Source organism: Paraburkholderia sp. DHOC27, assembly GCF_003429005.1.
Classification (GTDB): Bacteria; Pseudomonadota; Gammaproteobacteria; order Burkholderiales; family Burkholderiaceae; genus Paraburkholderia.
In genome coordinates this window covers 251,550-278,141 of the sequence record NZ_QVQV01000003.1, presented here as the reverse complement: position 1 = coordinate 278,141, position 26,592 = coordinate 251,550, and the positions used below count along the sequence as shown (strand labels likewise).

23 protein-coding genes and 1 pseudogene are annotated in these 26,592 nt (G+C 63.3%); 13 read left to right on the top strand and 11 right to left on the bottom strand.

Annotation, left to right across the window (positions count from 1 at the left end; all coding sequences use genetic code 11):
* Window positions 1-61 precede the first annotated feature (61 nt).
* Window positions 62-1,630 (top strand): methyl-accepting chemotaxis protein, encoded by a 1,569-nt coding sequence (locus D0B32_RS13210; protein ID WP_117334431.1) that lies wholly within the window; start codon window positions 62-64, stop codon window positions 1,628-1,630.
* 149 nt (window positions 1,631-1,779) lie between these two features.
* Complete coding sequence (locus D0B32_RS13205) at window positions 1,780-2,592, top strand: MetQ/NlpA family ABC transporter substrate-binding protein (RefSeq protein ID WP_117334430.1); 813 nt, start codon at window positions 1,780-1,782, stop codon at window positions 2,590-2,592.
* 104 nt (window positions 2,593-2,696) lie between these two features.
* Here D0B32_RS13205 and D0B32_RS13200 read toward each other — a convergent pair whose 3' ends face one another.
* A complete protein-coding gene (locus D0B32_RS13200; RefSeq protein ID WP_117334429.1) occupies window positions 2,697-3,623 on the bottom strand; it encodes a bifunctional helix-turn-helix transcriptional regulator/GNAT family N-acetyltransferase in 927 nt (308 codons plus the stop codon).
* 374 nt (window positions 3,624-3,997) lie between these two features.
* Between D0B32_RS13200 and D0B32_RS13195 the strand changes: the two genes are divergently transcribed.
* The 5 genes from D0B32_RS13195 (at window position 3,998) to nagE (ending at window position 11,386) form a co-directional block, all read left to right on the top strand.
* A complete protein-coding gene (locus tag D0B32_RS13195; protein ID WP_117334428.1) occupies window positions 3,998-4,732 on the top strand; it encodes a GntR family transcriptional regulator in 735 nt (244 codons plus the stop codon).
* Between the two features lie 73 nt (window positions 4,733-4,805).
* Entirely contained in the window at window positions 4,806-5,909 is a 1,104-nt protein-coding gene (gene nagA, locus D0B32_RS13190; RefSeq protein WP_117334427.1) for an N-acetylglucosamine-6-phosphate deacetylase, read from the top strand.
* Window positions 5,902-6,909, top strand: coding sequence for an SIS domain-containing protein (locus D0B32_RS13185; protein WP_117334426.1), 1,008 nt, complete (start codon window positions 5,902-5,904; stop codon window positions 6,907-6,909). The genes nagA and D0B32_RS13185 overlap by 8 nt, the downstream gene beginning before the upstream one ends.
* A 12-nt stretch (window positions 6,910-6,921) precedes the next feature.
* Window positions 6,922-9,507, top strand: coding sequence for a phosphoenolpyruvate--protein phosphotransferase (gene ptsP, locus D0B32_RS13180; protein WP_117334425.1), 2,586 nt, complete (start codon window positions 6,922-6,924; stop codon window positions 9,505-9,507).
* An 85-nt stretch (window positions 9,508-9,592) separates the two neighbouring features.
* Complete coding sequence (gene nagE, locus D0B32_RS13175) at window positions 9,593-11,386, top strand: N-acetylglucosamine-specific PTS transporter subunit IIBC (protein WP_117334424.1); 1,794 nt, start codon at window positions 9,593-9,595, stop codon at window positions 11,384-11,386.
* Window positions 11,387-11,472: 86 nt separating this feature from the next.
* Here the strand turns inward: nagE and cydX are convergent, their stop codons facing one another.
* The 5 genes from cydX to rpoH all read right to left on the bottom strand — a co-directional run bounded on the left by cydX (window position 11,473) and on the right by rpoH (window position 15,885).
* On the bottom strand, window positions 11,473-11,595 hold the full coding sequence (cydX, locus tag D0B32_RS13170; protein WP_117334840.1) for a cytochrome bd-I oxidase subunit CydX: 123 nt from the start codon (window positions 11,593-11,595) through the stop codon (window positions 11,473-11,475).
* Window positions 11,596-11,651: 56 nt separating this feature from the next.
* Window positions 11,652-12,788, bottom strand: a complete 1,137-nt coding sequence (gene cydB, locus D0B32_RS13165) for a cytochrome d ubiquinol oxidase subunit II (RefSeq protein WP_117334423.1) — start codon at window positions 12,786-12,788, stop codon at window positions 11,652-11,654.
* Between the two features lie 43 nt (window positions 12,789-12,831).
* A complete protein-coding gene (locus tag D0B32_RS13160) occupies window positions 12,832-14,424 on the bottom strand; it encodes a cytochrome ubiquinol oxidase subunit I (protein WP_117334839.1) in 1,593 nt (530 codons plus the stop codon).
* On the bottom strand, window positions 14,414-14,674 hold the full coding sequence (cydP, locus tag D0B32_RS13155; protein ID WP_117334422.1) for a cytochrome oxidase putative small subunit CydP: 261 nt from the start codon (window positions 14,672-14,674) through the stop codon (window positions 14,414-14,416). The genes D0B32_RS13160 and cydP overlap by 11 nt, the downstream gene beginning before the upstream one ends.
* A gap of 275 nt (window positions 14,675-14,949) precedes the next feature.
* Entirely contained in the window at window positions 14,950-15,885 is a 936-nt protein-coding gene (gene rpoH, locus D0B32_RS13150) for an RNA polymerase sigma factor RpoH (protein WP_117334421.1), read from the bottom strand.
* A gap of 600 nt (window positions 15,886-16,485) precedes the next feature.
* On the opposite strand from rpoH, the gene D0B32_RS13145 reads away from it, so the two are divergent.
* A complete protein-coding gene (locus D0B32_RS13145; RefSeq protein WP_117334420.1) occupies window positions 16,486-16,869 on the top strand; it encodes a nuclear transport factor 2 family protein in 384 nt (127 codons plus the stop codon).
* A 286-nt stretch (window positions 16,870-17,155) separates the two neighbouring features.
* On the opposite strand, the pseudogene D0B32_RS13140 reads toward D0B32_RS13145, so the two are convergent.
* Window positions 17,156-18,223: pseudogene (locus D0B32_RS13140) on the bottom strand (2-isopropylmalate synthase); the annotation flags it as partial.
* Window positions 18,224-18,755: 532 nt separating this feature from the next.
* Complete coding sequence (gene ybiB, locus D0B32_RS13135; RefSeq protein WP_117334419.1) at window positions 18,756-19,730, bottom strand: DNA-binding protein YbiB; 975 nt, start codon at window positions 19,728-19,730, stop codon at window positions 18,756-18,758.
* A gap of 316 nt (window positions 19,731-20,046) precedes the next feature.
* Between ybiB and D0B32_RS13130 the strand changes: the two genes are divergently transcribed.
* Together D0B32_RS13130 and maiA are read left to right on the top strand one after the other, a co-directional pair.
* A complete protein-coding gene (locus D0B32_RS13130) occupies window positions 20,047-20,745 on the top strand; it encodes a fumarylacetoacetate hydrolase family protein (RefSeq protein WP_117334838.1) in 699 nt (232 codons plus the stop codon).
* A 28-nt stretch (window positions 20,746-20,773) separates the two neighbouring features.
* Window positions 20,774-21,418 carry a maleylacetoacetate isomerase gene (gene maiA / locus D0B32_RS13125; protein ID WP_117334418.1) on the top strand — a complete coding sequence of 215 codons (645 nt, stop codon included), beginning with the start codon at window positions 20,774-20,776 and terminating at the stop codon, window positions 21,416-21,418.
* Between the two features lie 86 nt (window positions 21,419-21,504).
* On the opposite strand, the gene ftsY is transcribed toward maiA, so the two are convergent.
* Window positions 21,505-22,671 carry a signal recognition particle-docking protein FtsY gene (gene ftsY / locus D0B32_RS13120; RefSeq protein WP_117334417.1) on the bottom strand — a complete coding sequence of 389 codons (1,167 nt, stop codon included), beginning with the start codon at window positions 22,669-22,671 and terminating at the stop codon, window positions 21,505-21,507.
* A gap of 252 nt (window positions 22,672-22,923) precedes the next feature.
* Between ftsY and rsmD the strand changes: the two genes are divergently transcribed.
* From rsmD to D0B32_RS13105, 3 genes are all read left to right on the top strand, one after another.
* Window positions 22,924-23,538 carry a 16S rRNA (guanine(966)-N(2))-methyltransferase RsmD gene (gene rsmD / locus D0B32_RS13115; protein ID WP_117334416.1) on the top strand — a complete coding sequence of 205 codons (615 nt, stop codon included), beginning with the start codon at window positions 22,924-22,926 and terminating at the stop codon, window positions 23,536-23,538.
* Window positions 23,539-23,650: 112 nt separating this feature from the next.
* Window positions 23,651-24,166 (top strand): pantetheine-phosphate adenylyltransferase, encoded by a 516-nt coding sequence (gene coaD / locus D0B32_RS13110; RefSeq protein ID WP_117334415.1) that lies wholly within the window; start codon window positions 23,651-23,653, stop codon window positions 24,164-24,166.
* Window positions 24,167-24,243: 77 nt separating this feature from the next.
* Entirely contained in the window at window positions 24,244-24,501 is a 258-nt protein-coding gene (locus D0B32_RS13105) for a YfhL family 4Fe-4S dicluster ferredoxin (RefSeq protein WP_117334414.1), read from the top strand.
* 150 nt (window positions 24,502-24,651) lie between these two features.
* Here D0B32_RS13105 and hisC read toward each other — a convergent pair whose 3' ends face one another.
* Both hisC and pth read right to left on the bottom strand, forming a co-directional pair.
* Window positions 24,652-25,731 (bottom strand): histidinol-phosphate transaminase, encoded by a 1,080-nt coding sequence (gene hisC, locus D0B32_RS13100; protein WP_117334413.1) that lies wholly within the window; start codon window positions 25,729-25,731, stop codon window positions 24,652-24,654.
* A gap of 166 nt (window positions 25,732-25,897) precedes the next feature.
* Complete coding sequence (gene pth, locus D0B32_RS13095) at window positions 25,898-26,500, bottom strand: aminoacyl-tRNA hydrolase (RefSeq protein WP_117334412.1); 603 nt, start codon at window positions 26,498-26,500, stop codon at window positions 25,898-25,900.
* Window positions 26,501-26,592: the final 92 nt, after the last annotated feature.

Below are 26,592 nucleotides of genomic sequence, written 5' to 3'. Positions count from 1 at the left end.
TTGCGCGGCAGTCGTGCGCGCCGAGAGCAGCAGGAAAAACCACACGAAAGAGACCAACACAATGAGCAGGATGAGTTTGAATCGCAAGCTATGGATGGCGCTCGCGCTGGTGTGGCTCGGGTTGCTGGGTGTCGGGCTGTGGAGCGCGGTGCAGACCCGCGGCACGATGCTGGCCGAGCGCAAGGCCGGCATGGTGAATCTCGTCGACGCCGCGCAAGGCGTCGTCAACGGTTATTACGCGCTGTCGCAAGCCGGCAAGATGAGCGAGGCCGATGCCCAGCGTGAAGCGCTCGCCCGCCTGTCCACCATGCGCTACGGTGAGTCCGGCTATCTGTTCGTGATGGATTCGAAGCCGGTCGTGCTGATGCACCCGACCTTGCCGCAGATGGTCGGCAAGCCGGTGGGCGACTTCAAGGATCCTGACGGTAAGCTGCTGTACGCTTCACTCGTCGATGCCGCCAAAGACAGCGGCCACGGTTTCGCGCAATACCTCGGACGCCTGCCACACACCGAAACCGCCGTGCCGAAGATCAGCTACGTGGCCCGCTTCGCACCGTGGGACTGGAACATCGTGAGCGGCGTGTTCGTGAAGGACATCGACACGAGCTATGACGAGACGCTACTGGGTCACCTGCTCGTCGTCGTCGTGATCGGCGTGCTGGTTTCGCTGATGATGCTCGCGATCATCCGTAACGTGCGCGCGAGTCTCGGCGGCGAGCCCGAACATGCGGCCGAGCTTGCGACCAGCATCGCGCGCGGCGACCTGACGCGCGTCGTCGACGTCCGCGCCGGCGATTCGTCCAGCATGATGGCGGCAATGCGTGAGATGCAGCATCGCTTGCAACGCACGCTGGGCGAGATTCGCCAGTCGTCCGAATCGATGGCCGAGGCGACGCAGCAGATCGCCGCAGGTAACGGCGATCTGTCGCAGCGCACCGAGCAGCAGGCGGCGTCGTTGCAGGAGACTGCCGCGAGCATGGAGCAGCTCACCGCGACGGTGAAGCAGAACGCGGACAACGCCCGCCAGGCCAGCGGCCTCGCGCACACCGCATCGGATATCGCCATCAAAGGCAACGACGTGGTCAGCCGTGTGATCGGCACGATGGGCGAGATCAACGAGAGTTCGCGGCAGATCGGCGACATCATCGGCGTGATCGAAGGCATTGCCTTTCAGACCAACATCCTTGCGCTGAATGCCGCGGTCGAAGCCGCGCGGGCCGGCGAGCAGGGGCGAGGCTTCGCGGTGGTCGCAGGCGAAGTGCGCAGCCTGGCGCAACGCTCGGCCACAGCGGCCAAGGAGATCAAGCAATTGATCGGCGCATCAGTGGAGCGGGTCCACAACGGTTCGACGCTGGTGGAACAGGCGGGCGCCACGATGGGCGAGATCGTGCAGGCCGTGCAGCGCGTGACGGACATCATGGGTGAAATTGCCGCCGCGTCCGAAGAGCAGAGCACGGGCATCGCACAAGTGGGACGCGCAGTCACGCAAATGGACGAAGTGACTCAGCAGAATGCGGCGCTCGTCGAGCAGGCTGCCGCCGCGGCCGGCTCGCTGCAGGATCAGGCCGCGCGGTTGCGCCAGACGGTCAACGCGTTCCGGATCGGCGCGTATGAGGAGACGCGCGCATGAGGACGCGCGAGCCGGGTATACCCATATGAGATCGTAATATTTCCCTTCTCGCGGAGCGTGTGAGACCATTTTCGGTCCAGTTGACGGCGCGTAATGCGCCGTCGACGTTTCACCCGAATCTGACATCGATCAGAAAAAGCGAGAATCACATGCAGCGCAGAAACATCCTCAAAGTCCTCTCAGCAGTTGCCGCCAGCGCGGTTCTCTCGGCCAGCTTCAGCGCACACGCCGACGACAAGGTCATCAAGCTCGGCACGATCAGCGGCCCGGACGCGCAGATCTGGGGCGTCGTCCAGAAAGTGGCGCAGCGTAACGGCCTGAACGTGAAGATCGTCGAATTCAACGACTATGTGCAGCCCAATGCCGCGCTCGACGCGGGCGACCTCGACGCCAACAGCTTCCAGCATCAACCGTATCTGGACAGCCAGGTGAAGCAGCGCGGCTACAAGATCGTGAGCGTGGGTCTCACGTATATTTCGCCGCTCGGCATCTACTCGAAGAAACTCAAGTCGTTGAAGGATCTGCCGCAAGGGGCGAAGGTCGCCGTGCCGAATGACCCGTCCAACGAGAATCGCGCGCTGCTGCTGTTGCAGGCGCAGGGCGTGATCAAGCTGAAGGCGGGGGCCGGCACGAACGGCAACAGCGCAACGCCGCTCGACGTTGCCGAGAATCCGAAGAAAGTGAAGCTGGTCGAACTGGATGCCGCGCAGTTGCCGCGCTCGCTGTCAGACGTCGACGCCGCCGCAATCAACACCAATTACGCGCTCGCGGGCGGTTTGCAGCCGGAGAAGGATGCGATTGCGCTCGAGGACATTCACAGCCCGTACGCGAATGTGATCGCGGTCCGCACCCAGGACAAGGACAAGCCGTGGGTGAAGAAGCTGGTGGCTTCGTATCAGTCGGACGAAGTGCGCCAGTTCATCAAGACGCAGTTCAAGGGTGCGGTGGTGCCTTCGTTCTAACCCGAGACGGTTAGCCGGGCTGACCGAATCCAGTCTACAAATGAAAAGCGCCGTGGCGAACACCACGGCGCTTTTTTTATCGCGGCGCTCTGCACAACCCCAGGCTAGAGATCCCGCTCCCAGCGTTCGATCGTCAGGTCGTGTCCAAAGCGTATTTCGGGGGCACCGCCGGCATAGACAAAGCCCGTGCGCTCGCACAGTTGACGGGACGCCTCGAGCGCCGTCGCAATTGACAGCGTGAGTTTCGTGTAGCCCGCGCGTTGGGCGAAGCGCACGCATTCCTCGACGAGCTGCGTGCCGATGCCCATGCGCCGCATGTCGGGCTCGATGTACAGCAGCCTGATCCGCGCAATCGTGGTCGACACGCTCATGACCAGCGCGGACCCCACGATCATGCCGTCCTGCTCCGCGACCCAGCAGGTCTCGCGCAGCGGATCGTGGTGCTGCGTGAAGTCCGCGATCACGCGCGCCAGCAATCCTTCGAATGCCTGATCCCAGTTGTGTTCGTCCGCAAAGATCGCCGCCTGACGATGCACCAGCCAGCCATATTCGCCAGGACGCGGCGCCCGCAGCGTGACAGTGCCGCGTTGCGAGCGGTCGCCCAGCAACCGCTCCACCAGCTTCATCGCCCCAATCAACTGATCCTGCGAACTGGCTTGCAGGCGCTCCAGCACGGCCAGCACTTCCTCGATGGCAGCGGCGTCGAGCGGCTCATATGCCGCGTGACCCTGGTCGGTGAGTGCAATCAGCGATTGGCGCGCGTCGCTCTCGGAGGGGCGCCGGGTGATCAGTGCGCGACGCTCGAAACTCGTCAGCAGACGGCTCAGATACCCGCTGTCCAGCCCGAGATTGCGGGCGAGTGCAGCGGCGGTTTGCGCGCGCCCGCGCGTGAGCTCGTGCAGCACACGGACCTCGGTCAGCGAGAACGGGCTCTTCTGCAGACGCTCGTGCATCGCACCGACGTGTTGGGTATAGAAGCGGTTGAAGTGGCGAACAGCCTCAGCGCGCCGCAGCGCTGTGGAATCGGTCAACTTACGGCCCCCGGAAGATTATGGGTTCATTGATCAGACGATAGTGCGAGCATCCTATAGAAAAAATTGCCGATTCGTGGAAAGCCTACGCTTCTTGAACTGGCATTGCAAAGGTATTGAAACGTTGGGGCCACATCCGTGCGCTAGCGAACCAGTGGTCTGCTTTCGGTACTGGTTTTGGGCCGACTAGGGGTAAATCCCGAGCCCTCGAAGCCGCTCGAGAAACCCTGCGATCTGCCTTCAATCCCTTATCCATCAAGGACTTGCCAGCCAATAGCCCAGCATGGAACCAATCCTTTGACTGGTATTATGTTGGTTATATAATGGGCTCTCATTTCGATACCCCGTGTTCTTCCTTTCGACCCATTTGAGCCATGGAAACACGCTGGTCTGCCCTGATGCCTGACGCCCGTAACGTCACGCCGCTGTATCTGCAACTCGCGCGCAATCTGGCCACCGCCATTCACTGCGGCGTCTGGTCGGCAGGCGAAGCGCTGCCTTCGGAGCGCACGCTTTCGGACGCAATCGGCGTGTCGCGCATCACCGCGCGCAAGGCCATCGAACTGCTGGTCGAGCAAGGTCTGATTCGCCGCGCGCGTGGCGCGGGCAGCTTCATCACGCCGCGCGTGGAAGATCCGCTCTCGCGCCTCACGGGCTTCACCAAGAAGATGCAGCAACGCGGTTTTCGTCCGGACTCGGTCTGGCTGGAGCGCGGCATTCGCGCGGCCAATCGCGACGAGCTGGTGCATCTGGGGCTGTCGCCGGGCGCGGCGGTGACGAGTCTGCGGCGGCTGCGCCGCGCGGACGGCATCGTCATGGCGGTCGAGCATTCGGCGCTGCCGGCGGCCATCGTGCCGGACCCGGCTTCGATCGGCGTGTCGCTGTATGCCTATCTGGAGCAGCGCGGCATGGCCGTGGTACGCGCGTTGCAGCACTTCCGGGCGGTCAACGCGAGCAGCGAAATCGCCGAGCTGATGGGTATCGAGCCGCGCTCGGCGCTGCTGGTGATCACGCGCATCGGCTATAGCGCCGATCAGCGCGCCATTGAATTGACGGACACCTACTGCCGGGACGATTACTACGACTTTGTCGCTGAACTGCGCCAGTAGCGGCGCGCCTTACGCATCGCACTGAACCGCGCCATCCAGTTACGTATCGCACTACGTATTATCAGAGAGACACATGCTGACCGGAAACATACTCACCACCGATGGGTGGATTCACGGCACGCTCGAATACGAAAACGGCCGCATCACCGACCTCACGGGCGACCGCGCCGACCCGGCGACCAACGACGCTCCGTTCATCCTGCCCGGCTTCATCGACCTGCACGTCCATGGTGGCGGCGGCTCGGACGTCATGGAAGCCGGCAATGCCATCGAAACCATCACGCGTACGCACGCACGGTTCGGCACCACGAGTCTGCTCGCCACGACCATGACCGCGCCGCGCGAAGAGTTGATGAACGTGGTGGCGAATCTCGGCGACGTGGCCCGCGTCCGTACACCCGGTGGCGCGCGCGTGCTGGGCGTGCATCTCGAAGGGCCGTACATCAACCCCGGCAAGCTCGGCGCGCAGCCCGACGCGGCGGTCTCCGCCGTGCTCGACGAAGTGCTGAAATACCTTTCCATTGCGCCGATCCGCGTGGTCACCATCGCGCCGGAAATCTCCGGCCACATGGACATCATCTCGGAGATCGCGGCACGTGGCGTGCGGGTGCAACTGGGCCACTCGCTCGGCACCTACGACGACGCCGTCGCCGCACTCAAGCACGGCGCCTGCGGCTTCACGCACCTGTTCAATGCGATGTCGCCGCTGCATCACCGCAATCCCGGCATGGTGGGCGCGGCGCTCGCGCACGCTGAATTCGCCGAGATCATCCCCGACCTGCTGCACGTGCATCCGGGCGCGATCCGCGCCGCCATGCGCGCGATTCCGCGCCTGTATGTGGTGACGGACAGCACCTCCGCGACCGGCATGCCGGACGGCGAATATCGCCTCGGCAGCCAGCACGTCACCAAGTGTCTGGGCGGCGTCCGTCTGGCCGACGGCACGCTCGCCGGCAGCACCCTGACGATGGATCAGGCGCTGCGCAATCTCGTCTCGCTCGGCCTGCCGATGGCCGATGTTTCCAATCGTCTGTCGCGCTACGCAGCCGACTATCTCGGCATCGAAGACCGCGGTCGCATTGCGCGCGGTGCGTGGGCCGATATCGTCGTGTTCGATCGTGAACTGGCGTTGACCGCGACTTACGTCGAAGGAGAATCAATTGTCGAATATGCTTAACGAAGCGCTGGCGTCCGCTGATGTGGTCGCCGCGCAACTCGCCGATACGTCGCACGTTCAGGCGCTCGCCCAGAAGCTCGCCGAGCAGCCGCGCCATGTGGCGTTGACGGTCGCGCGCGGTAGTTCCGACCACGCCGCCAGTTACTTTGCGAGTCTCACGATGAGCCGCATCGGCGTGCCGGTCGCCTCGCTGCCGATGTCCGTGGCGACGCTCCAGCAAGCCCCGCTCAAGGTACGTGACCAGCTCGCGCTGGCGTTCTCGCAATCGGGCAAGAGCCCGGATCTGGTGGGCACCATGATCGCGCTGCGCGACGCTGGCGCGCTGACGGTGGCGGCGGTGAATGCACCGCAGTCGCCGCTTGCCGATGCGTGCGAATGGCATCTGCCGCTGGCGGCGGGCCCCGAGTTGAGCGTCGCGGCCACCAAGAGCTACATCGCGATGCTGTCCATTTCCGCGCAACTGGTCGCGCACTGGCAGGGTGACAGCGCGTTGCTCGGCGCGCTCGCCGGGCTGCCCGACGCGCTGCGAAAAGCCGGCGCGCTTGACTGGTCGAAGGCGGTGGACGAACTGCGCGGCGTTGAACGAATGATTGTGATCGGCCGCGGCCTCGGTCTTGCCATCGCGCAGGAAGCCGCGCTCAAGCTGAAGGAAACCTCCGGAATCCAGGCCGAGGCGTTCTCGAGCGCGGAAGTGCGTCATGGTCCGATGGAACTGATCGACCGCGACTACCCGCTGCTCGTGTTCGCGCCGCACGGCCCCGAGCAGGCCGGCCTGATCCAGCTCGCGCGCGACATGCAGGCGCGCGGCGCCCGCGTGCTGCTCGCCGCACCGAACGACGTGCCGGAAGCCAGCTTGCCGCTCGTGGCGACGGGCCACGCGGCGCTCGATCCGATTGCCGCCATTCTTTCTTTCTACGTGATGGCTGCCGGTCTCGCCGCCGCACGCGGACGCAATCCGGACGCGCCGCGCCATCTGAACAAAGTCACAGAAACTCACTGATTGAGACAGCAGATGCGACGTGTCGAGGAGTCCCGCTTGATGAGCCCTTCCCAAGGCCAGATTGTTTTGCTCGCCCCCATGACCGGCCCGGTCGTGCCGCTCGCCAATGTGCCCGACCCTGTGTTTTCGGGCGGCATGTTCGGCGACGGCGTGGGTGTCGACCCGCTGCTGGGTCAGCTCGTCGCGCCGTGCGACGGCGTGGTCACTCATCTGGCCCGCACCGGTCACGCGCTGACCATCGCGACGGCGGAAGGTGCGGAGATTCTGCTGCACATCGGTATCGACACGGTCGAACTGAATGGCCGCGGCTTTGCGCCGATGATCGAACAGGGCGCACACGTGAAAGCGGGCGATCTGCTGATCGAGTTCGATCAGGATCTGGTGGCCTGCCATGCGCCGAGCCTCGTGTCGGTGATCGCGATTGCCAACTCGGATGCGTTCGAGATCGTCGATCGCGCCGCAGGTGGCACCCTCAAGATTGGCGAAACGCAGTTGCTGGTGCTGCGCCCGCGCGACGGCGCCGCAGCGGCAGCAGCGCGTCAGGCCACCAATGTGACGGATGAAGCCCGTCAAACCGTGACGCTCGCGCATGCGGGCGGCCTGCACGCACGGCCGGCGGCACGTGCCCGTGAGGCTGCGCGCGGTCTCGATGCACGCGTCGAAGTCCGTTACGAAGGCCGCAAGGCGCCAATCGAAAGCGTGGTGGGCCTGCTTGGCCTCGGCGCGGGTGAAGGCGCAACGGTCGAGATTCTCGGTGTCGGCGCGCAGGCGGCGGCAGCGGTGGAAGCGGTCGCACGCGAACTGCTGCGCGAAGCACATGGCGAAGTCGAAGAGAAGCCGGCACGTCAGACCTCGCCCGCGCCGCAACCCGTGGCGCAAGCGGCCGGCGTGACGCTCGCGCCGAATACGCTGGCCGGCGTGTGCGCCGCGCCCGGCATTGCGGTGGGCAAGCTGGTGCGTTGGGACGACGCGGACATCGAACCGCCCGAAGCGGCGAGCGGCACCTCGGCGGCGGAAAGCCGTCTGCTCGACAAGGCGCTGGCCACCGTCGATGCCGAACTGAATACGACGGTGCGCGACGCCTCGCAACGCGGCGCGCACGGCGAGGCAGGCATCTTCGCGGTACACCGTGTGCTGCTCGAAGATCCGACGCTGCTCGACGCCGCGCGTGATCTGATCAGCCTGGGTAAGAGCGCAGGGTTTGCGTGGCGCGAAGCGATCCGCGCGCAGATCGCCGTGCTGACCAAGATCAACGACGCATTGCTCGCCGAACGCGCAGCCGATCTGCGCGATCTGGAAAAACGCGTGTTGCGTGCATTGGGTTATTCGCATGCCGCTTCGCGCACGCTGCCGGATGAAGCCGTGCTGGCGGCAGAAGAATTCACGCCGTCCGATCTGTCGTCACTGGACCGCACACGTGTGACCGCACTCCTGATGGCACGCGGCGGCGCCACCTCGCACGCCGCCATTCTGGCGCGCCAGGCCGGTATCCCGGCGCTGGTCGCCGTGGGCGACGCGCTGCACACGATTCCCGAAGGCACGCAGGTGGTGGTCGATGCCACAGCCGGACGAATCGAATATGCGCCGACCGATCTCGACGTGGAACGCGCGCGCAGCGAACGCACGCGCCTTGCCGGCGTGCGTGAGGCGAACCGCCTGACCTCGCAGCAAGCCGCGCAAACATCGGATGGCCGCGCCATCGAAGTGGCCGCCAATATCGCCACGCTCGATGACGCAAAGACGGCAGCCGACAACGGCGCCGATGCCGTGGGCCTGCTGCGCACCGAATTGCTGTTCATTCATCGCGCTGCTGCGCCGAGCATCGACGAGCATCGTCAAAGCTATCAGGCGATCGTCGAGGCACTGAAAGGCCGCACCGCGATCATCCGCACGCTGGATGTGGGCGCGGACAAGGAAGTCGATTACCTGACCTTGCCGCCGGAGCCGAACCCCGCGCTTGGTCTGCGCGGCATCCGTCTCGCCCAGGCGCGTCCGGATCTGCTCGACGACCAGTTGCGCGGTCTGCTCGCCGTGCAACCGTTGGGCGCCGTGCGCATTCTGCTGCCGATGGTGACGGACGTCACCGAGCTCATCAGCCTGCGCAGGCGTATCGACGCTTTCGCGCAGGAAGCCGGCCGCACTGAGCGGATCGAAGTGGGCGTGATGATCGAAGTGCCGTCGGCTGCGTTGCTGGCCGATCAACTGGCGCAGCACGCCGATTTCCTCTCGATCGGCACCAACGATCTGACGCAATACACGCTTGCGATGGACCGCCAGCACGCCGATCTCGCCGCGCAAGCCGATGGCCTGCATCCGGCCGTGCTGCGCCTCATCGCGGCCACCGTGCAGGGCGCCGACAAGCATGGCAAATGGGTGGGCGTGTGTGGCGCGCTGGCGGGCGATCCGCTGGCCGTGCCGCTGCTCGTCGGCCTGGGGGTCACCGAATTGTCGGTCGATCCAGTTTCCGTGCCCGGCATCAAGGCGCGCGTGCGCAATCTCGATTATCAGTTGTGCCGGCAACGCGCTCAGGACACCCTGGCGCTCGAATCGGCTCAAGCGGTAAGAGCAGCAAGCCGCGAAACCTGGCCGCTCGACTGAACGCTATCCAGTCGGCAGCACGATTTCGCTCAATAACCACACGTAAAGCAACGACTCACGAAGAGACAAAGGAGTGGAGGTATCAATGGATGGCAACCCGTTTTTGAAGGTGCAGCGCCTCGGCCGCGCACTGATGCTGCCGATCGCGGTACTACCGGTCGCAGGCCTGTTGCTGCGCCTCGGGCAACCCGATGTGTTCAACATCAAGATGATCGCCGATGCGGGCGGCGCGATTTTCGACAACCTGCCGCTGCTGTTCGCGATCGGCATTGCAGTCGGCTTCGCGAAGGACAATAACGGCGTCGCGGCGCTGGCGGGTGCCATTGGCTACCTCGTCGAAATCGCGGTGATGAAGGACATTAACGACAAGCTCAACATGGGCGTGTTGTCGGGGATCGTCGCCGGTCTCGTGGCCGGCATGCTGTACAACAAGTACAAGGACATCAAGCTGCCCGAGTACCTCGCGTTCTTCGGAGGGAAACGCTTCGTGCCGATTGTCACGGGGGTGACCTGTCTGGTGATCGGCATCGTGCTTGGCTACGTGTGGGCGCCGGTGCAAGCGGCAATCGACATGGCCGGCCACTGGCTGACCACGGCGGGCGCGATTGGCGCATTCGTGTTCGGCGTGCTGAACCGTCTGCTGCTGGTCACGGGTCTGCATCACATCCTGAACTCGCTGACATGGTTCGTGTTCGGCACCTTCACGCCGCCGGGCGGCGCAGCGGTGACGGGCGACCTGCACCGCTTCTTCGCGGGTGATCCGACCGCCGGAACGTTCATGACGGGCTTCTTCCCGGTCATGATGTTTGGTCTGCCGGCCGCGTGTCTGGCGATGTTCCATGAAGCACCGAAGGAACGCCGTGCGATGGTGGGTGGTCTGCTGTTCTCGATGGCGCTGACCTCGTTCCTGACGGGCGTGACCGAGCCGATCGAATTCAGCTTCATGTTCCTCGCGCCGGTGCTGTATGCGATCCACGCCGTGCTGACCGGACTCTCGCTCGCCATCTGCTCGGCGCTGGGCATTCACCTCGGCTTCACCTTCTCGGCGGGCGCGATCGACTATGTGCTGAACTACGGCCTGTCGACCAAGGGCTGGTGGGCGCTGCCGATCGGCGTCGTGTACGCCGTGGTGTACTACGGTCTGTTCCGCTTCTTTATCCGCAAGTTCAATATGGCCACGCCGGGTCGTGAGCCGGCGGGTGCTGAAGAGCAGGTCGAGTCGTTCGACAAGGGTGGCTTCGTGGCACCAGGTGCCGCAGCGGGCGTGCCGCGCGCGGTGCGCTATATCGCGGCGCTGGGTGGCGCAGCGAACCTGTCCATCGTGGATGCCTGCACGACGCGTCTGCGTCTGTCGGTGGTGGACCCGAGCAAGGTGTCGGAGTCGGAGTTGAAGACGATTGGCGCACGCGGCGTGTTGAAGCGCGGTGCGACGAGCGTGCAGGTGATCATAGGACCGGAAGCGGACATCATCGCTGACGAAATCCGCGCGACGATCGCGCAAGGTGGCGGCGCTGCTGCGCCGGTGGCGGCTGCGACTGCGGCTGCTGCAGTACCGGCTGCTGCGGTGAGTTCGACGGCAGCGGCAAGCGGCGCGCAGGCGGGCCCGCTCGACCCGGATCCGGTGCGTTGGCTTGCGGTGTTTGGTGGCGCGACGAATATCGTTTCGCTGGATGCAGTGGCGTCGACGCGTCTGCGTATCGTGGTGAGCGATCCGACAGCGGTGGATCGTCAACGTCTGGCGGCGCTCGATGTGGCGTGGGTCTCGACTGACACGTTCCATATCGTTGTCGGTGAGGCTGCGCAGCGTTACGCGCAGGCGCTGTCGGCACGGTTGCCGGCGGCTGGCGCCAAAGGCGGCGCGGCTGCGCAACCGGCGTGATGCTGACGTGACGTGGTAGAGGACGTGTTGTGATGAAAACGGCGCCTTTGGGCGCCGTTTTTTTGTTTGTCGCTAACCGGTCCGTATCAATGCTCCGTGGCCTTGGCCTTTGCCCCCTCCACCTCCTCCTGCGACTCGAGCCACATCACATTGATAATCCCAAACGCCAGCGCCACGCCAATCCCAAGAATCCAGCTGAAGTACCACATCGTCCACTCCTGCGAATCACGCTTCATTCAAACCCGCGATAAAACCGCGAGGCGTCTTAATACATCGTATGGTGGTGTTCCTTGAGCGCGGCGGCCGTCACCTTGCCGCGCATCACGCGGTACACCCAGCTCGTATAAAGCAGCACGATGGGCAGAAACACGATCACCGCGCCGAGCATGATTTCCAGCGTCATCTCGCTCGAAGTCGAATCCCACACCGTCAGGCTGGAGCGTGCGTCGAGCGACGACGGCATGATGAACGGGAACATCGAAAAGCCCGCTGTCAGGATCACGCCCACGATCGTCAACCCAGTGGCCATGAACGCGCTTTTCTCGAACCGCGAGCCCGCGAGCACCACGGCCAGCACGCCGCCCGCCACGCCAAGCACCGGCGCGGCGATCATCCACCGGTAAGTCGCGTAGTTGGTGAGCCACAAACCGGGCGCGCCAACCACGCTCTTGAGCAGGGGATTGGCGACGGTGTCGAGTGGCGCAGCGTCGACGATCTGATAGCCGCCGATCATCGTCGCAATCAATCCGCCAGCGGCCAGAAACAACACCACGGCGACGAGCGACGCAACGCGCAGTGCCACCGACGCGCGCCGTGCGATCACCCCGTCCGTTTTCATCTTGATGAACGCCGCGCCGTGTGCGACGAGCATCGAAACGCTGACCAGTCCGCACAGCACCGCAAACGGATTCAGGAGCCCGAAGAAGCCGCCGTAATAGGTGACGCGCAAATCCGGATCGAACGAGAACGGCACACCTTGCAGCAGATTGCCGAACGCGACGCCGAACACCAGTGCCGGCACGAAACCGCCTATAAACAGGCCCCAATCCCACGCGCTGCGCCAGCGCGGATTGTCGCGTTTGCCGCGATAGTCGAAGCCAACCGGACGGAAGAACAGCGCGAACAGCACCAGCAGCATCGCAAAGTAAAAGCCCGAGAACGATGCCGCGTACACGAGCGGCCACGCGGCGAACATCGCACCGCCGGCAGTGACGAGCCAGACCTGATTGCCCTCCCACGTTGCACCGATCGTGTTGATCACCACCCGGCGCTCCGCATCGTCTTTGCCGATGAAGGGCAGCAGAATGGCCGCGCCCATGTCGAACCCGTCGGTGAGCGCAAAGCCGATCAGCAGCACGCCGATCAAGACCCACCAGATCAGTTTGAGGGTTGCATAATCCATGATGTTATTTCCCTTGATTCACCTGATGCGACGCGCCGGCAACTCACGCGGCCGGGTGAGTGGTGAGCGGCGGCGTGCCCGTCTGTTCTTCGTGGTGGTAGCGGCCCGTATGCAATGAAGATGGACCCAGGCGAGCGTACTTGAACATCAGCATGATTTCGATCACGAACAGTGCCGTGTAAAACACCACGAAGCCGCCAATGCTCAGATACAGATCGCTCCTCGTGAGGCTCGACGCCGACAGGGCGGTGGGCAGGATGCCGGCAATGGTCCACGGCTGGCGTCCCACCTCGGCGACGATCCAGCCAAACTCCGCCGCGAGCCACGGCAACGGAATCGCCCACACGGCCCAGCGCAGGAACCAGCGGCGCTTCTCCAGCAACAACGTGCGCTGCGCGCAGAACCAGAACGCCAGCACGAAAGTCGCGAGGAAGAGCAGGCCCAAGCCCACCATCAGGCGAAACGAGAAAAACACCGGGGCCACTGGCGGAATGGTGGCCTGCGCGGCCAGCGCGATCTGCTGTGGCGTGGCGTCAGTCACGTTGGCCGTGAAACGCTTGAGCATCAGACCGTAGCCGAGGTCCTCCTTGTGCGCGTCGAAGGCGGCCTTCATCTCGTCCGTCGCATTGCCCTGCTTGATCTGTTGCAACGCGGCGTAGGCAAGCATGCCGTTCTTGATGCGGACTTCGTTTCGCGCCATCAGGTCCTTTAGCCCCGTCACGGGCTCGTCGAGCGAACGCGTCGCTATGAGACCAAGGGCGTAGGGAACGCGGATCGCATAGTCCGTGCGCTGTTCCTTTTGATTGGGAATGCCAATGATCGTGAAGGGCGCCGGGGCGGGTGCGGTTTCCCATTCGGATTCGATCGCGGCGAGCTTGACCTGCTGAACTTCGCCCGTGCGATAGCCGGACTCGTCGCCCAGCACGATCACACAGATCGTCGATGCGAGACCAAAGCCCGCAGCAATGGCGAACGAACGCAAAGCGAACTCCGTGTCGCGCCGCTTCAGCAGATACCACGACGACACGCCGAGCACGAACATCGACGCCGTCACATAACCGGCGGAGACGGTATGGACGAACTTCACCTGCGCGACCGGATTGAAGATCACGGCGAACAGGCTCGACAGTTCCATGCGCATGGTTTCGTAGTTGAACTCGGCGCCCACCGGGTTGTTCATCCAGCCATTGGCCACCAGAATCCACAACGCGGACAGGTTCGAGCCAAGTGCAACGAGGAAGGTCACGATCAGATGTTGCACGCGCGAGAGACGACTCCAGCCGAAGAAGAACAGCCCGACGAACGTCGATTCGAGAAAGAACGCCATCAGCCCTTCGACGGCGAGCGGCACGCCGAAAATATCGCCCACGTAATGCGAGTAGTACGACCAGTTGGTGCCGAACTGGAACTCCAGCGTGAGACCGGTCGTCACGCCCATCGCGAAGTTGATGCCGAAGAGCTTGCCCCAGAACTGCGTCATGTCCTTGTAGATCTGCTTGCCGGTCATCACGTAGACCGACTCCATGATGACGAGCAGCCACGACAGACCCAGCGTCAGTGGGACGAACAGGAAGTGATAGAGCGCCGTGATGGCAAATTGCAGGCGCGAGAGATCCACGACATCGCTAACGGGCATGTTGATCACCTTGAGACGAATGCGAGACAGGTACGGAAAGCAGTGCCTGTGCGACAACTGCGGGCGGCATGGACATGTTGTCCGCCTGGGGATGATTGAAGAAGGCGTACTTGAGGACCATCAGCAGTGCAAATTTGATGGCAAGGACGATGGCGATATCTCTGCCAAATGTCGGACCGCGTACCCATCCGGCAAGCCACGCGCGTAGCGAGCCTCGCGGAGTATTCCTGTCACGCAGCGTTGTGGTCATGATCGGTCGATGGACGACTTCACGCCGGATTATCCGGCCGGTATCAAGCCGCGTGCCTGCATGCACGGCCTGGCGAATACATGACGAATATTAAGATAGGGGCTGGCAGTGAAGGAGTTCGCGCCTGTGACATTGCGTCGCGCATGCCTGCCGTCATGTTCAGTATTGCAATCTAAATTGCGCTACGTCAAGGAAACGGGGAGGGAATCCGGGGGGGAAGACAAAAAAGCCCTGCCGTCTTAAGAGGGCAGGGCTGCTATCAGACAGTGACGAGGTTATGCGTACTCGTTCAATGCTCCGCGCATCTTCTTCATTGCGCTTGCTTCGATCTGGCGAATGCGCTCGGCCGACACGCCGAATTCATCGGCGAGGTCGTGCAGCGTCGAGCCGCCCGAACCGTCGTCTTCGACCTGCAACCAGCGGGCCTCGATGATGCGGCGGCTGCGGGCGTCCAGTGCCTCGAGCGCGCTGGCGATGCCGTCGCTTTGCAGCTTGTCACGTTGACGAGCCGCCAGCACGGCGGTGGGCTCGCTATGCGAATCCGCGAGGTAGGCGATGGGCGCGTACGATTCTTCACCGTCCTCGACCTGGCCTTCCAGCGCGATATCGCCACCGGACAAACGCGTTTCCATCTCGGCCACTTCTTCGCGCTTGACGTTCAGTTCCTTGGCGAGACCTTCGATCTCTTCAGGCGTGAACGACTGCAAGCCCTGCTTGTGGCTGCGCAGGTTGAAGAACAGCTTGCGTTGCGCTTTGGTCGTGGCGACCTTCACCATGCGCCAGTTGCGCAGGATGTATTCGTGGATCTCAGCCTTGATCCAGTGCATGGCGTACGACACCAGCCGTACGTTTTGCTCCGGGTCGAAGCGCTTGACGGCCTTCATCAGGCCAATATTGCCTTCCTGGATCAGATCGGCATGCGGCAGGCCGTAACCCAGATAGTTACGGGCGATCGACACCACCAGCCGCAGGTGCGACAGCACCAGACGACGGGCAGATTCCAGGTTTGCGGCGTCGCGGAACTCCGTGGCGAACTGGCGCTCTTCCTGCGGCGTCAGCATCGGGATCCGGTTCACGGCCTGGATGTAGGCGTCAATATTGCCCAGTTGACCGGGCAGCAGCGAAGCGTGCGAGAGCGTCAGTGCACCTGCCGAAGCGGCCTTAGCCGACGACGGGCTCAGAGTACTCGGAAGGGTCATTGCGTTGCTCACGTAGGAAACTCCTTTGGAATCAGGCAAAAGCTTAGTCAGAAATCGACTCCAGCGTGGATGTTAGCACTCTGGATAAGTGAGTGCTAATACTTAGAGCACGTAGGGGTATGGTGGTTCCCGGCTACCTATTGAAATTTAGATTTCGATAGCCACTATACGCCTTCCAGCGTCGTATAACAGACCGGTGCACGGCACCTGTGAAGCCTCACAGATAGTTATAAATGCACAATTTCCCTCTCCTCGGCCAAGAATTAGCCTGATTTACGGTTTGGAGCGACATTTCTAGCGCTTCCCGGCCATCTCGAAAAAGGGGCGGTTCACCGCGGGGCCGCTCCCGGGATGCCGCTTTAGAGCAGTTGTTCGGTGCCCGCGAGCTACGGGGGCGGCACGGAGCCGGATTTCCGGCCGCTGACCTCCGCTGACCCCCGCTGACCCCCGCTGACTTCCTCAGACACCGGCTTTTCTGGCCTACGCGCGCGGCGGTATCGCAGAGCCGATTCCTGGTATAAATTTCAGCCAGCTATACGTGCAACATCAGGCGCACCATAGCGGCTGACGACGGTGGTGTCAGTGGGGCTGTCCACGCAAAGGGGTTGAGCAATGCCGGCAAAAGTAATCGAAGCGATTCGTGGGCTGGAGCGTGACCGCTTTCGCGCGATGGTGGACGGCAATGGGCCGTTGCTGGACACGCTGCTCTCGGAGAGCGTGAGCTATGTTCACACGAATGGCAAACGGGAAACCAAGCAGCAGTTCATTGATGGCATCACCGGCGGGCGCCGCCGTTACCGGCAAATCGAGGTTCAGTCACAGGACGTGCTGCCGGTGGGCCGCGAAACCTGTGTGGTGACCGGGCGCGCGTTGATCGAGATGGAGGCCAACAACGGCGCGCTGCTGTTCCCCATTGCCTATCTTGCCATCCACGCGCAGGAGGACGGCCAGTGGCGGCTGGTTGCGTGGCAGGCGACGCGTTGCGCGATCGAGTGAGGGTGGTAACCCAGACTTCCTGTGAAACCCGTCGCAGGACCGCCTCGTGAGCGGTCGTTCTACGTGAAGCGGCATGTTGCGCCGGTCACGTTCAAGTTGTCGCCTGCGGTTGCAAACCGTTGAGGCGGGGTGTCGCAGACATCCCGCGTCGCCGTCCTTTCTCTTGCCCTTTCTCCGCCGTTCAGGCCGCCGCCCGGCGATCCGTCTCTTGCCAAACCTGATGGGCCTTCATCGAGCTGGCCATCGCGGCGTCGGCGCTCGTGTTTGCCGTGTCGCTGGCCGAGTGGTCAGCCGGAGCGACTGGAGCGTGCGGAACCGCTGAGTCAACTTCCGCCGTCTGATCCGACCCGGATGTCGCCGTGCGGAGCAAATCGCCCGCGTACGGATGACGGCGATCAACGGGAAGCTGGTTACAGCGCTCCACCACCTGGCGCACGGCGTCGATATTTGAAAAATCGAGGCCAGAATCGATGCCGCGCGCGCCGAGATTCATCGCGAGCGTCACGAGATCAACGTTGCCGGTACGCTCGCCATTGCCAAACAGGCAGCCCTCGATGCGATCCGCGCCGGCCATCAAGGCGAACTCGGCGGCGGCGATCGCCGTGCCCCGGTCGTTATGCGTATGCACGGACAGCACGATGCTGTCGCGATAGGCGAGATTGCGATGCATCCATTCAATCTGGTCGGCGTACACGTTGGGCGGTGCCGCTTCGACGGTAGCCGGCAGGTTGACGATCATCTTGTGCGTGCGGGTCGGGCGCCAGACCTGGGCAACGGCGTCGCAGATTTCGCGCGCGAACGGGAGTTCGGTCGTACTGAAGGTTTCCGGCGAATACTGGAAGATCCAGTGCGTTTGCGGCCGCGTCTGCGCGTATTGCTTGATGAGGCGCGTGCCTTCCACGGCGAGAGCCTTGATTTCCTGTTTCGACTGATTAAAGACGATCTTGCGGAAGGTCGGCGCCGTCGCGTTGTAGAGATGCACGATGGCGCGGGGTACGCCGTCGAGCGCCTCGAAGGTGCGGGCAATCAGTTCTTCGCGCGACTGCACGAGCACCTGGATCGTCACATCAGCGGGGATGCGTTCTTCGTCGATCAGCTTGCGCACGAAATCGAAGTCGGTCTGCGAAGCCGAGGGAAAGCCGACTTCGATTTCCTTGAAACCGGTTGCCACGAGCATCTCGAAGAATTCGAGCTTTTGCGCGATGTTCATGGGCTCGATCAGCGACTGGTTGCCGTCGCGCAGATCGGTGCACATCCAGATGGGCGCGTGCTGGATGGTGCGGTTCGGCCATTTCCGGCCGGGCAGGCGGACAGCGGGGAAGGGACGGTATTTCTCAGCGGGGTGGTGCAACATGATGAGCCTCGTTCGTTCTGTCGTATGCAAAGGGGTGTGGCTGCAGGCGGCTGGCGGGCTGCCACGGATGCATGGCCCGCCGGCCGATGGCTAGCGGAACAGAGGAACGGGCGCGGTTGAGAAACGTCATGGCGATGATGACGCCGGGAATGATTGCGGACGAAGCCCATACGATGTGCATTTGACCCTCGCGATTCGTCCGAACGGTAAACGGACGAATAGAGACGACTAACTGGTTGGTAAAAGGAACTGCGGTTGGGGTGAAGCGAATGACTGCTGGGAACTGCTTTGAGGACCGCCTGAGACCGCATGGAGCGGCCAACGTGCGGCGCTACGCCTGACTTACGCTAGACGTAGCGATAGGGGCCGCGCGAGGCGGCCGAAGGTAATTCGGAGGGTGTTCGAGAGGTAAAGCATGGGTCGACTTTATGCGAGGGCGACGGGGTGTGTCAACCGCGCATGCGCCTTACGGGGGCCGGCGGTGGTCGTTTGTGGCCCTTGGCGGGGGCCCCGGCGCGGCCCGTGAGCCCCGTCAAACCGGCGTTCTGGCGATATCCACGATGACCTCGATCTGCCGTTCGATCGCGCTCGGCACGGGCGCCTCGCCGCGCAGCACGGCGTCGATCCACGCGGCAGTGGTGGCCGCGTCGCGCGCTTCCGGCAGAGCGACTTCGGGCGCATCGGCCGATGAGCGCTCCGCGGTGACGCGCGTTTCGCAGATACCATCGTGCAACCAGTCGATCTGCACCTGGCGGCGCGTATCGGCCACTGCCTCGCCTTCGGTGCCCCTTGCGAGCAGGGCGCCGCCCAAAGCGGCATCCGGATGGCTCACGAATAGCTGCGTGAGGCTGTCCCGATAGGGCGGGTGGGTGTAGTTGACGAGCCGCAGGCCAGGCGGCGCGAACGGTTGCAGGATCTTGACGAGCGTGTGCGTGGAATTGCGCACACCCATGCGGCGCCGCAGTTCCAGCAAACGCGCGAGTTTCGGCGCAAGCACGGTGATGGGCGCGAAGGCGAGCCGGCGCGCGGCGAGGCTGTCCTCGATGTCCGCGTGGGTCTGCGCGTGCGCAATCTTCAGATGCGAGAAGATTTCCGCGCTGGTTACCCGGCCCGGATCCTCCGTGACGCCGTGCACCAGCACGGGGACCCCTTCACGCGCCAGCAGCAGCGCCAGCAGCGGCACCAGATTCGGTTGTTTGCGGGCGCCGTTGTAGCTGGGAATGGAAACCGGACGAAACTCGCCGTGCGCAATGTGGATGGGTTCGAACGACGCGTGTGCGGCGGCCAGCATGGCTGCAAGCTCGTCCGCGCTCTCGCCCTTCACGCGATACGCCAGCAGCACGGCGCCGAGTTCCAGATCGCCGACGCGGCCGTCGAGCATCGCGCTGTAGAGTGTGTGCGTGTCTTCCGGCGTCAATGCGCGCGCGCCATTTGGTCCGCGGCCGATCTCCTTGATATAGCGGGCGCATGAAAAGACGGGGGCGGCGGTGTCGACGGATTCGGTCATCGGGCTAAATGGGGTGTGTTGTTCGTGACGCTCGGGCTGGCCCTGGCGTTGGGGCATGCACTTCGCGGTTGATTCGCGGTTGTGCGCGACGGCGCCTCTCGTAGTCAGTATCGCATCAATGACGGCTTTTCTTCTCGGCTCGGCACGACGTGGCGGAGCGCGCGGCCGTTCCGCCAAAGCCTGAGTAACGCAGCGGCAGCCGTCTGATGCCCCTGCCGGGCTGACGTTCATGCCACCGGACGCCGCGTTACACTCAATGCTTTCTCGCCGCCCAGGCGGCGCCCCCTGAATCTGGCAAATGAAGATGGAGAACGGCATGAGTTACGTGTTTGCTCCCGCACCGGTGATGGCGGTGCCCGTCGTCGGGACCGACGATCAATTCGCGGTACGGCGAATCTACTGCGTGGGCCGCAATTACGAGGCTCACGCACGCGAGATGGGGCATGATCCCGACCGCGAACCGCCGTTTTTCTTCAGCAAACCCGCGGACGCGGTGCTCTACGTCGCGCCTGGCGCGACCGGCGAATTTCCGTATCCGGCGCAGTCGAAGAACGTGCATTTCGAAATGGAACTGGTCGCGGCGATCGGCAAGGCGGGCAAGAACATTGCGGTCGAACAGGCGCTCGAACACGTCTATGGCTACGCGCTCGGTCTCGACATGACGCGCCGCGATTTGCAGGCCGAAGCGAAAAAACTTGGTCGCCCGTGGGATACCGCCAAGGGATTCGATCATTCGGCGCCGCTCGGCCCGATCCATCCGGTAGCCAAGGTGGGACAGGTCGACAAAGGCGCGATCTGGCTGACCGTCAACGGCGAAGAAAAGCAGCGCTCGGACGTGTCGCAACTGATCTGGTCGGTGGCGGAGACCATCGCGTATCTGTCGACGCTGTTCGAACTGCAGCCTGGCGACCTAATCTTCACGGGCACGCCGGAGGGCGTCGGCGCGGTCGTGAAGGGCGATCTGATGCAGGGTGGCGTGGACGGCCTGGGCGAGTTCAGCGTGCGCGTGATCTGAGCGGACGCAACGGAGGGGACACACAACAATGAAGCTTTACAGCTATTTTCGTAGCTCGGCGGCGTACCGCGTGCGCATTGCGCTGAACCTCAAGGGATTGCCGTTCGAATACGCGCCGGTGCATCTGCTGCGTGACGGTGGCGAACAACTGAAGCCGGAATATCGCCGCCTCAACCCGGATGGAATCGTGCCCACGCTGATCGACGACGGCCATGTGCTGCAGCAGTCGCTCGCGATCATCGAGTATCTGGAGGAAACGCATCCCGAACCGCCGCTGCTACCCAAGGCACCGCTGGATCGCGCCTACGTGCGGTCCGTGGCGTTACAGGTGGCGTGCGAGATTCATCCTGTGGACAACCTGCGGGTGCTGAAGTATCTGAAGCACACGCTTGGCGTGGCCGACGGAGCACGCGACGAGTGGTACAAGCACTGGATCGAAAACGGCTTTACGACGCTCGAAGAGCATCTGGCGAACGATTCGCGAACCGGCGCGTTCTGTTTTGGCGACACGCCGACGTTGGCGGATGCCTGTCTCGTGCCTCAGGTGTTCAACGCGCAGCGTTTCAAGATCGACGTGACGCGCTTTCCGACCATTCAGCGCATTTGCGATCACGCTGCGCAGATCGACGCATTTGCGCGCGCTGCGCCGGGTGTGCAGCCGGATGCGGAGTGAGGTGACGGATAGCTTTGCGTTTTCCGGCGCGGCTGAAAACCCGGTAATACAGCGCATAACTCAGCGCGGTAGAAAGATCGCGCTGGTTAGCCGCCTAGCAACGCGTCGGAAAACTCTTCTGCACTGAACGGCTGCAAGTCTTCGACCTTTTCTCCCACGCCGATAAAGTACACCGGCACCGGCCGTTGACGCGCGATGGCCACGAGAATGCCACCCTTGGCCGTGCCGTCGAGCTTGGTGACGATCAGGCCGGTGAGGCCCAGCGCGTCGTCGAACGCCTTGACCTGCGTGAGCGCGTTTTGACCGGTGTTGGCGTCGATCACCAGCAGCACTTCGTGCGGCGCGCTGTCCATTGCCTTGCCGATCACGCGCTTGACCTTGCGCAATTCTTCCATGAGGTGCAACTGCGTCGGCAGACGGCCGGCGGTGTCGGCCATCAGCACGTCGATCTTGCGCGCCCGCGCTGCGCCGACCGCGTCGAAAATCACCGCGGCCGGATCGCCGCTTTCCTGCGAAACGACCGTCACGTTGTTGCGCTCGCCCCAGATGGCGAGTTGTTCGCGCGCGGCGGCGCGGAAGGTGTCACCGGCAGCCAGCAGCACGGATTGATTGAAACTTTGCAGATGTTTGGCGAGCTTGCCGATGCTGGTGGTTTTGCCCGCACCGTTGACGCCCGCGATCATCATGACGAGCGGCTGGGCGCGACCCAGCATCAGCGACTTTTCCAGCGGCTTGAGCAGCTCGACCAGCAGTGAGCGCAGCGCGGCCTTGACCTGCTGTGGATCTGTCAGACGCTCGGCGCGCACCTTTTCGCGCAACGACTCGAGCAGGAATTCGGTGGCGTCCACGCCCGCGTCGGACATCAGCAGCGCAGTTTCCAGTTCCTCGTACAGGTCTTCGTCGATCTTGGTGCCGATGAAGATACCCGTGAGATTGGAACTGGTCTTGGACAGCCCGCTTTTTAGACGTGTGAGCCAGGATTTTTTGGCTGCCGCCTCGGGTACGGGCGGCGGAACGATCTCAGCGGTTTCGAGCGCGTTGACCTCGGCGAGCGGCGCCGCACGGCTTGCTGCCACGTTTTGTGCCGCCGACGGCTGGACCGCGGGCGAATCGTTACGCGGGCTACGCGGTGCCTCGACGGGCGGCACGGTCACGGGCGCGGCGGATGTCGCGGACTCCGGCGCTGCCTGCGTTTCTTCAGGCGCGGCGTCGGACGCGTTCGAACCCTTGAATCGTTTGAAAAAGCTGAACATGATCTGGCTTGGTGAGAGCGAGCGCCGGTGCGCGCAGCCGGCGTGAACCGGTGGCAGCGGCAGGCAGCGTGGCAATGCGGGATGCAAGGCGCTGGAAGGCCGTCATTTTATCAGGCGCGCTTGACGGCGTTGCATTAGCCAACCGGCCAGGGTGGCGTGCCCGGCCCCGTGTGGTAACGTTGGCGCTCAATCCCACGTGGCATAGCGCTCGTGGGCGCCACCCTCCACCCAACTTCAGCCGTTCGAATCTGCATGCCCCGTTCTTCTGCCTCCCGCACGCCAGGTGCTTCGTCCAGCCGCGGCAAGCCGCACGCCATCCGCATCATTGGCGGTGACTGGAAGCGCACGCCGCTACCGGTGCTCGACCTCGACGGTTTGCGTCCCACGCCGGATCGCGTGCGCGAGACGCTGTTCAACTGGCTTGGCCAGCGTCTCGATGGTCAGCGCTGCCTTGACCTGTTCGCTGGCAGTGGCGCATTGGGTTTCGAGGCGGCGTCGCGCGGCGCGGCACGGGTCTTGATGGTCGAGCGCAACGCGCGGGCGGCGGGGCAGTTGCGCGCCAATCAGGCGCGCCTCACGCCGAACAACATTGAAATTGCCGAGGCCGATGCGTTGCGGTTGGCGGCCAGCCTCGCGCCCGGCTCGTTCGAGGTGGTGTTTCTCGATCCGCCGTTCGACTCGGACCTTCTTGGGCGTGCGCTGGAGCTGGCGGTGCCGCTCGTCAGCCCTGAGGGCTTCCTCTACGTCGAATCAGCCGAGGCGCTCGACATCGCACAGACGCCCGTGCTGGCGGGCTGGAGCATCATCCGGCAGGGGAAGGCAGGGGCGGTCCACTATCATTTGCTGCAACGCGAAAATGAGGAATAATGCGCGTTCTAAAACAAGCGCCGGGCCAATGCGGGCTACGCGCGCGGCCGGCGGCAACGCGCTCCCAGAGCGTGTTTGACGCGCCTATTTGTCTGAAGAGAGGAGAAGTCACATGGTAGTCGCCGTGTACCCGGGTACTTTCGACCCGCTGACGCGCGGTCACGAAGACCTCGTTCGGCGCGCGTCGAGCATTTTCGACACGCTGGTGGTGGGCGTCGCCGACAGCCGCAACAAGAAGCCCTTCTTCACGCTCAAGGAACGGCTCGACATCGCGCATGAAGTGCTCGGTCACTATCCGAACGTGCAGGTGATGAGCTTTAAAGGCCTGCTGAAGGATTTCGTCCGCACCAACAACGCACGGGTCATCGTGCGCGGCCTGCGGGCGGTGTCGGACTTCGAGTACGAGTTTCAGATGGCCGGCATGAACCGCTATCTGCTGCCGGACGTCGAAACCATGTTCATGACGCCGTCGGACCAATATCAGTTCATCTCGGGCACCATCGTGCGTGAGATCGCCCAGCTAGGCGGCGACGTCAGCAAGTTCGTGTTTCCGTCAGTCGAGAAGTGGTTGATGGACAAGGTCGCCCTGCTTGGCAAGGACGACGAGCCGCCAGCGAGCCAACCGTAACCGGCGTAAACTGTCGGTTTGACCGGCCCGTGGCCTTTCACGGCCGGCCGTGTAGTGAAGGATGAAGTGAGAGCAGCATGGCCCTGATGATTACCGACGAGTGCATCAATTGCGACGTGTGCGAGCCCGAGTGCCCGAACGACGCAATTTCGATGGGCCCGGAAATCTATGTAATCGACCCGAAAAAATGCACCGAATGTGTCGGGCATTTCGACGAGCCTCAATGTATCCAGGTGTGCCCGGTGGAGTGCATTCCGCGTGACCCGGAGCATCTGGAGACACCTGAGGGCTTGATGGCGAAGTACCATGCGTTGCAGCTCGCCAAGGGTGCTTGAGGGCGTTTGAGCGCGCCGTGCGCATCGTGCGCGCCGGAGCATGCGCGGTCGCAATGATGTCCAGCGGCTCTGCGCCTCTGACGGAAGGCGGTCACGCGCACGCCAGGTAGTAGTCTTTCGACACCTTGCGTGCGGTCCCGCCCCGTCGCATTAGCCCACGTTAGCTCGCAGCATCTCCCGCAATGACGTCAGCAGGACATCGCATTCGGCATCTGTGCCAACCGAGATGCGCAAATGCTGATCGACACGCGGCGCCTTGAAGTGGCGCACGAATATTTCCTTGTCCCTTAGTCGCGCGGCGAGCGTCCCCGCGTCATGATCTGGGTGACGCGCAAACACGAAGTTCGCACCCGATGGCACCACTTCGAAGCCCAGCGCAGTGAGTCCCGCCGTGAGGCGCTCGCGGCTCGCGATAACCTTCGCACGACTCTCGCGGAACCACGCGTCATCCAGGTAGGAGGCCGTCGCGGCAACCTGTGCGAGCCGGTCGAGCGGGTAGGAATTGAAGCTGTCCTTCACGCGAATCAGCGCGTCGATCAGCGCGGGATGGCCGAAGGCAAACCCCACTCGCATACCTGCCAGAGAGCGTGATTTCGACACCGTCTGCACGACCAGCAGGTTGGGGTAGCGATCAATCAACGCGATCGCCGACTGCGCACCGAAATCCACATAGGCTTCGTCAATCACCACCACCGACTCGCTGTTGATCTTCACCAACCGTTCGATTTCAGCAAGCGACAACGGATGGCCAGTGGGCGCGTTCGGATTCGGCAATAGCACGCCGCCGTTCGGCATTGCATAGTCGTCGACGCGAATCGCAAACGCGTCGTCCACCGGCACGGTCCGGTATTCGACCTCGAAGAGGCGCGCGTAGGTGGGATAGAAACTGTAGGTGATGTCGGGGAAGATGATCGGCTTGTCGTGCTTGAGCAGCGCCTGAAACGTCATGGCGAGAACTTCGTCCGAACCGTTGCCGGCAAAGACCTGTTCGGCGCGGATACCGTGATACGCGGCCACCGTTTCGCGCAGTTTGCGCGCGGTTGGATCGGGATAGCGCCGCAGCGCTTCGGCGCTCTCGCCGAGTTCCTGACGAATCGCCTCGAGCACGTGCGGCGAAGGCGGATACGGATTCTCGTTGGTATTGAGTTTGACCGGATGAGCCAGCGCGGGCTGTTCGCCGGGCACATAAGGCGTCAGACGGTGGACGATGTCACTCCAATAACGACTCAAACCAGCCTCCTGGGCGTTTCAGCATCGCTTGTAACCGCATGGTAAGCGCATGCAATCAGGGTGGTTGCGTGGATGGCCACGGCGGACCTCCGATCATAGCGCAGCCGCCATCACGCGCTCAGTGCATCCTGTCGTTGCGCACATGCGCGGGCAGGGTAACGCGGGCTCAGCCGTTGCGATGCAACTGCATCATCGCGCGTTCGAGTTCGCCCTTGACGACGAGCGGCATCTGCACGAGCGCGCGTTCAATCGAAGCATCAATGACGTCCTGCTCTTCGCGACGCGGCGGCTTCAGCACATAGTTGGCAACATCCGGCTTGGCGCCCGCACGCGAGGCCTCGGGAATCAGATCGCGCGGATGACCGATGCCGATCCGCAAGCGCCAGTACTGTTGCGACGACAGATGCGCCGAGATGTCCTTGAGGCCGTTGTGACCACCGCTGCCGCCGCCGAGCTTCAGCTTGACCGTGCCGGGCGGCAGGTCAAGTTCGTCGTGCGCGACCAGAATCTCATCGGGCAGGATCTTGAAGAAATGCGCCACCGCGACCACCGACTGGCCCGAGCGGTTCATATACGTCTGCGGTTCCAGCAGATGCACTTCCTCGCCATGAAGACGCGCCTTCGCATAGAAGCCGTGAAAGCGGCGCTCGTCGCGCAGTGTCGTGCCTGCCTCGCGCGCCAGTTGATCGACCAGCCAGAAGCCGGCGTTGTGGCGCGTCGCGGTGTATTCGGCGCCCGGGTTGCCGAGCCCCACGATCAGCTTGATCATGATTGGATGTGGGTCGGCGGCGTGCCACGCGACCTGAAAAAAACCGAAAAAAAACCCGCCGGGGCGAACCGCGGCGGGTCACATCGTCCGTC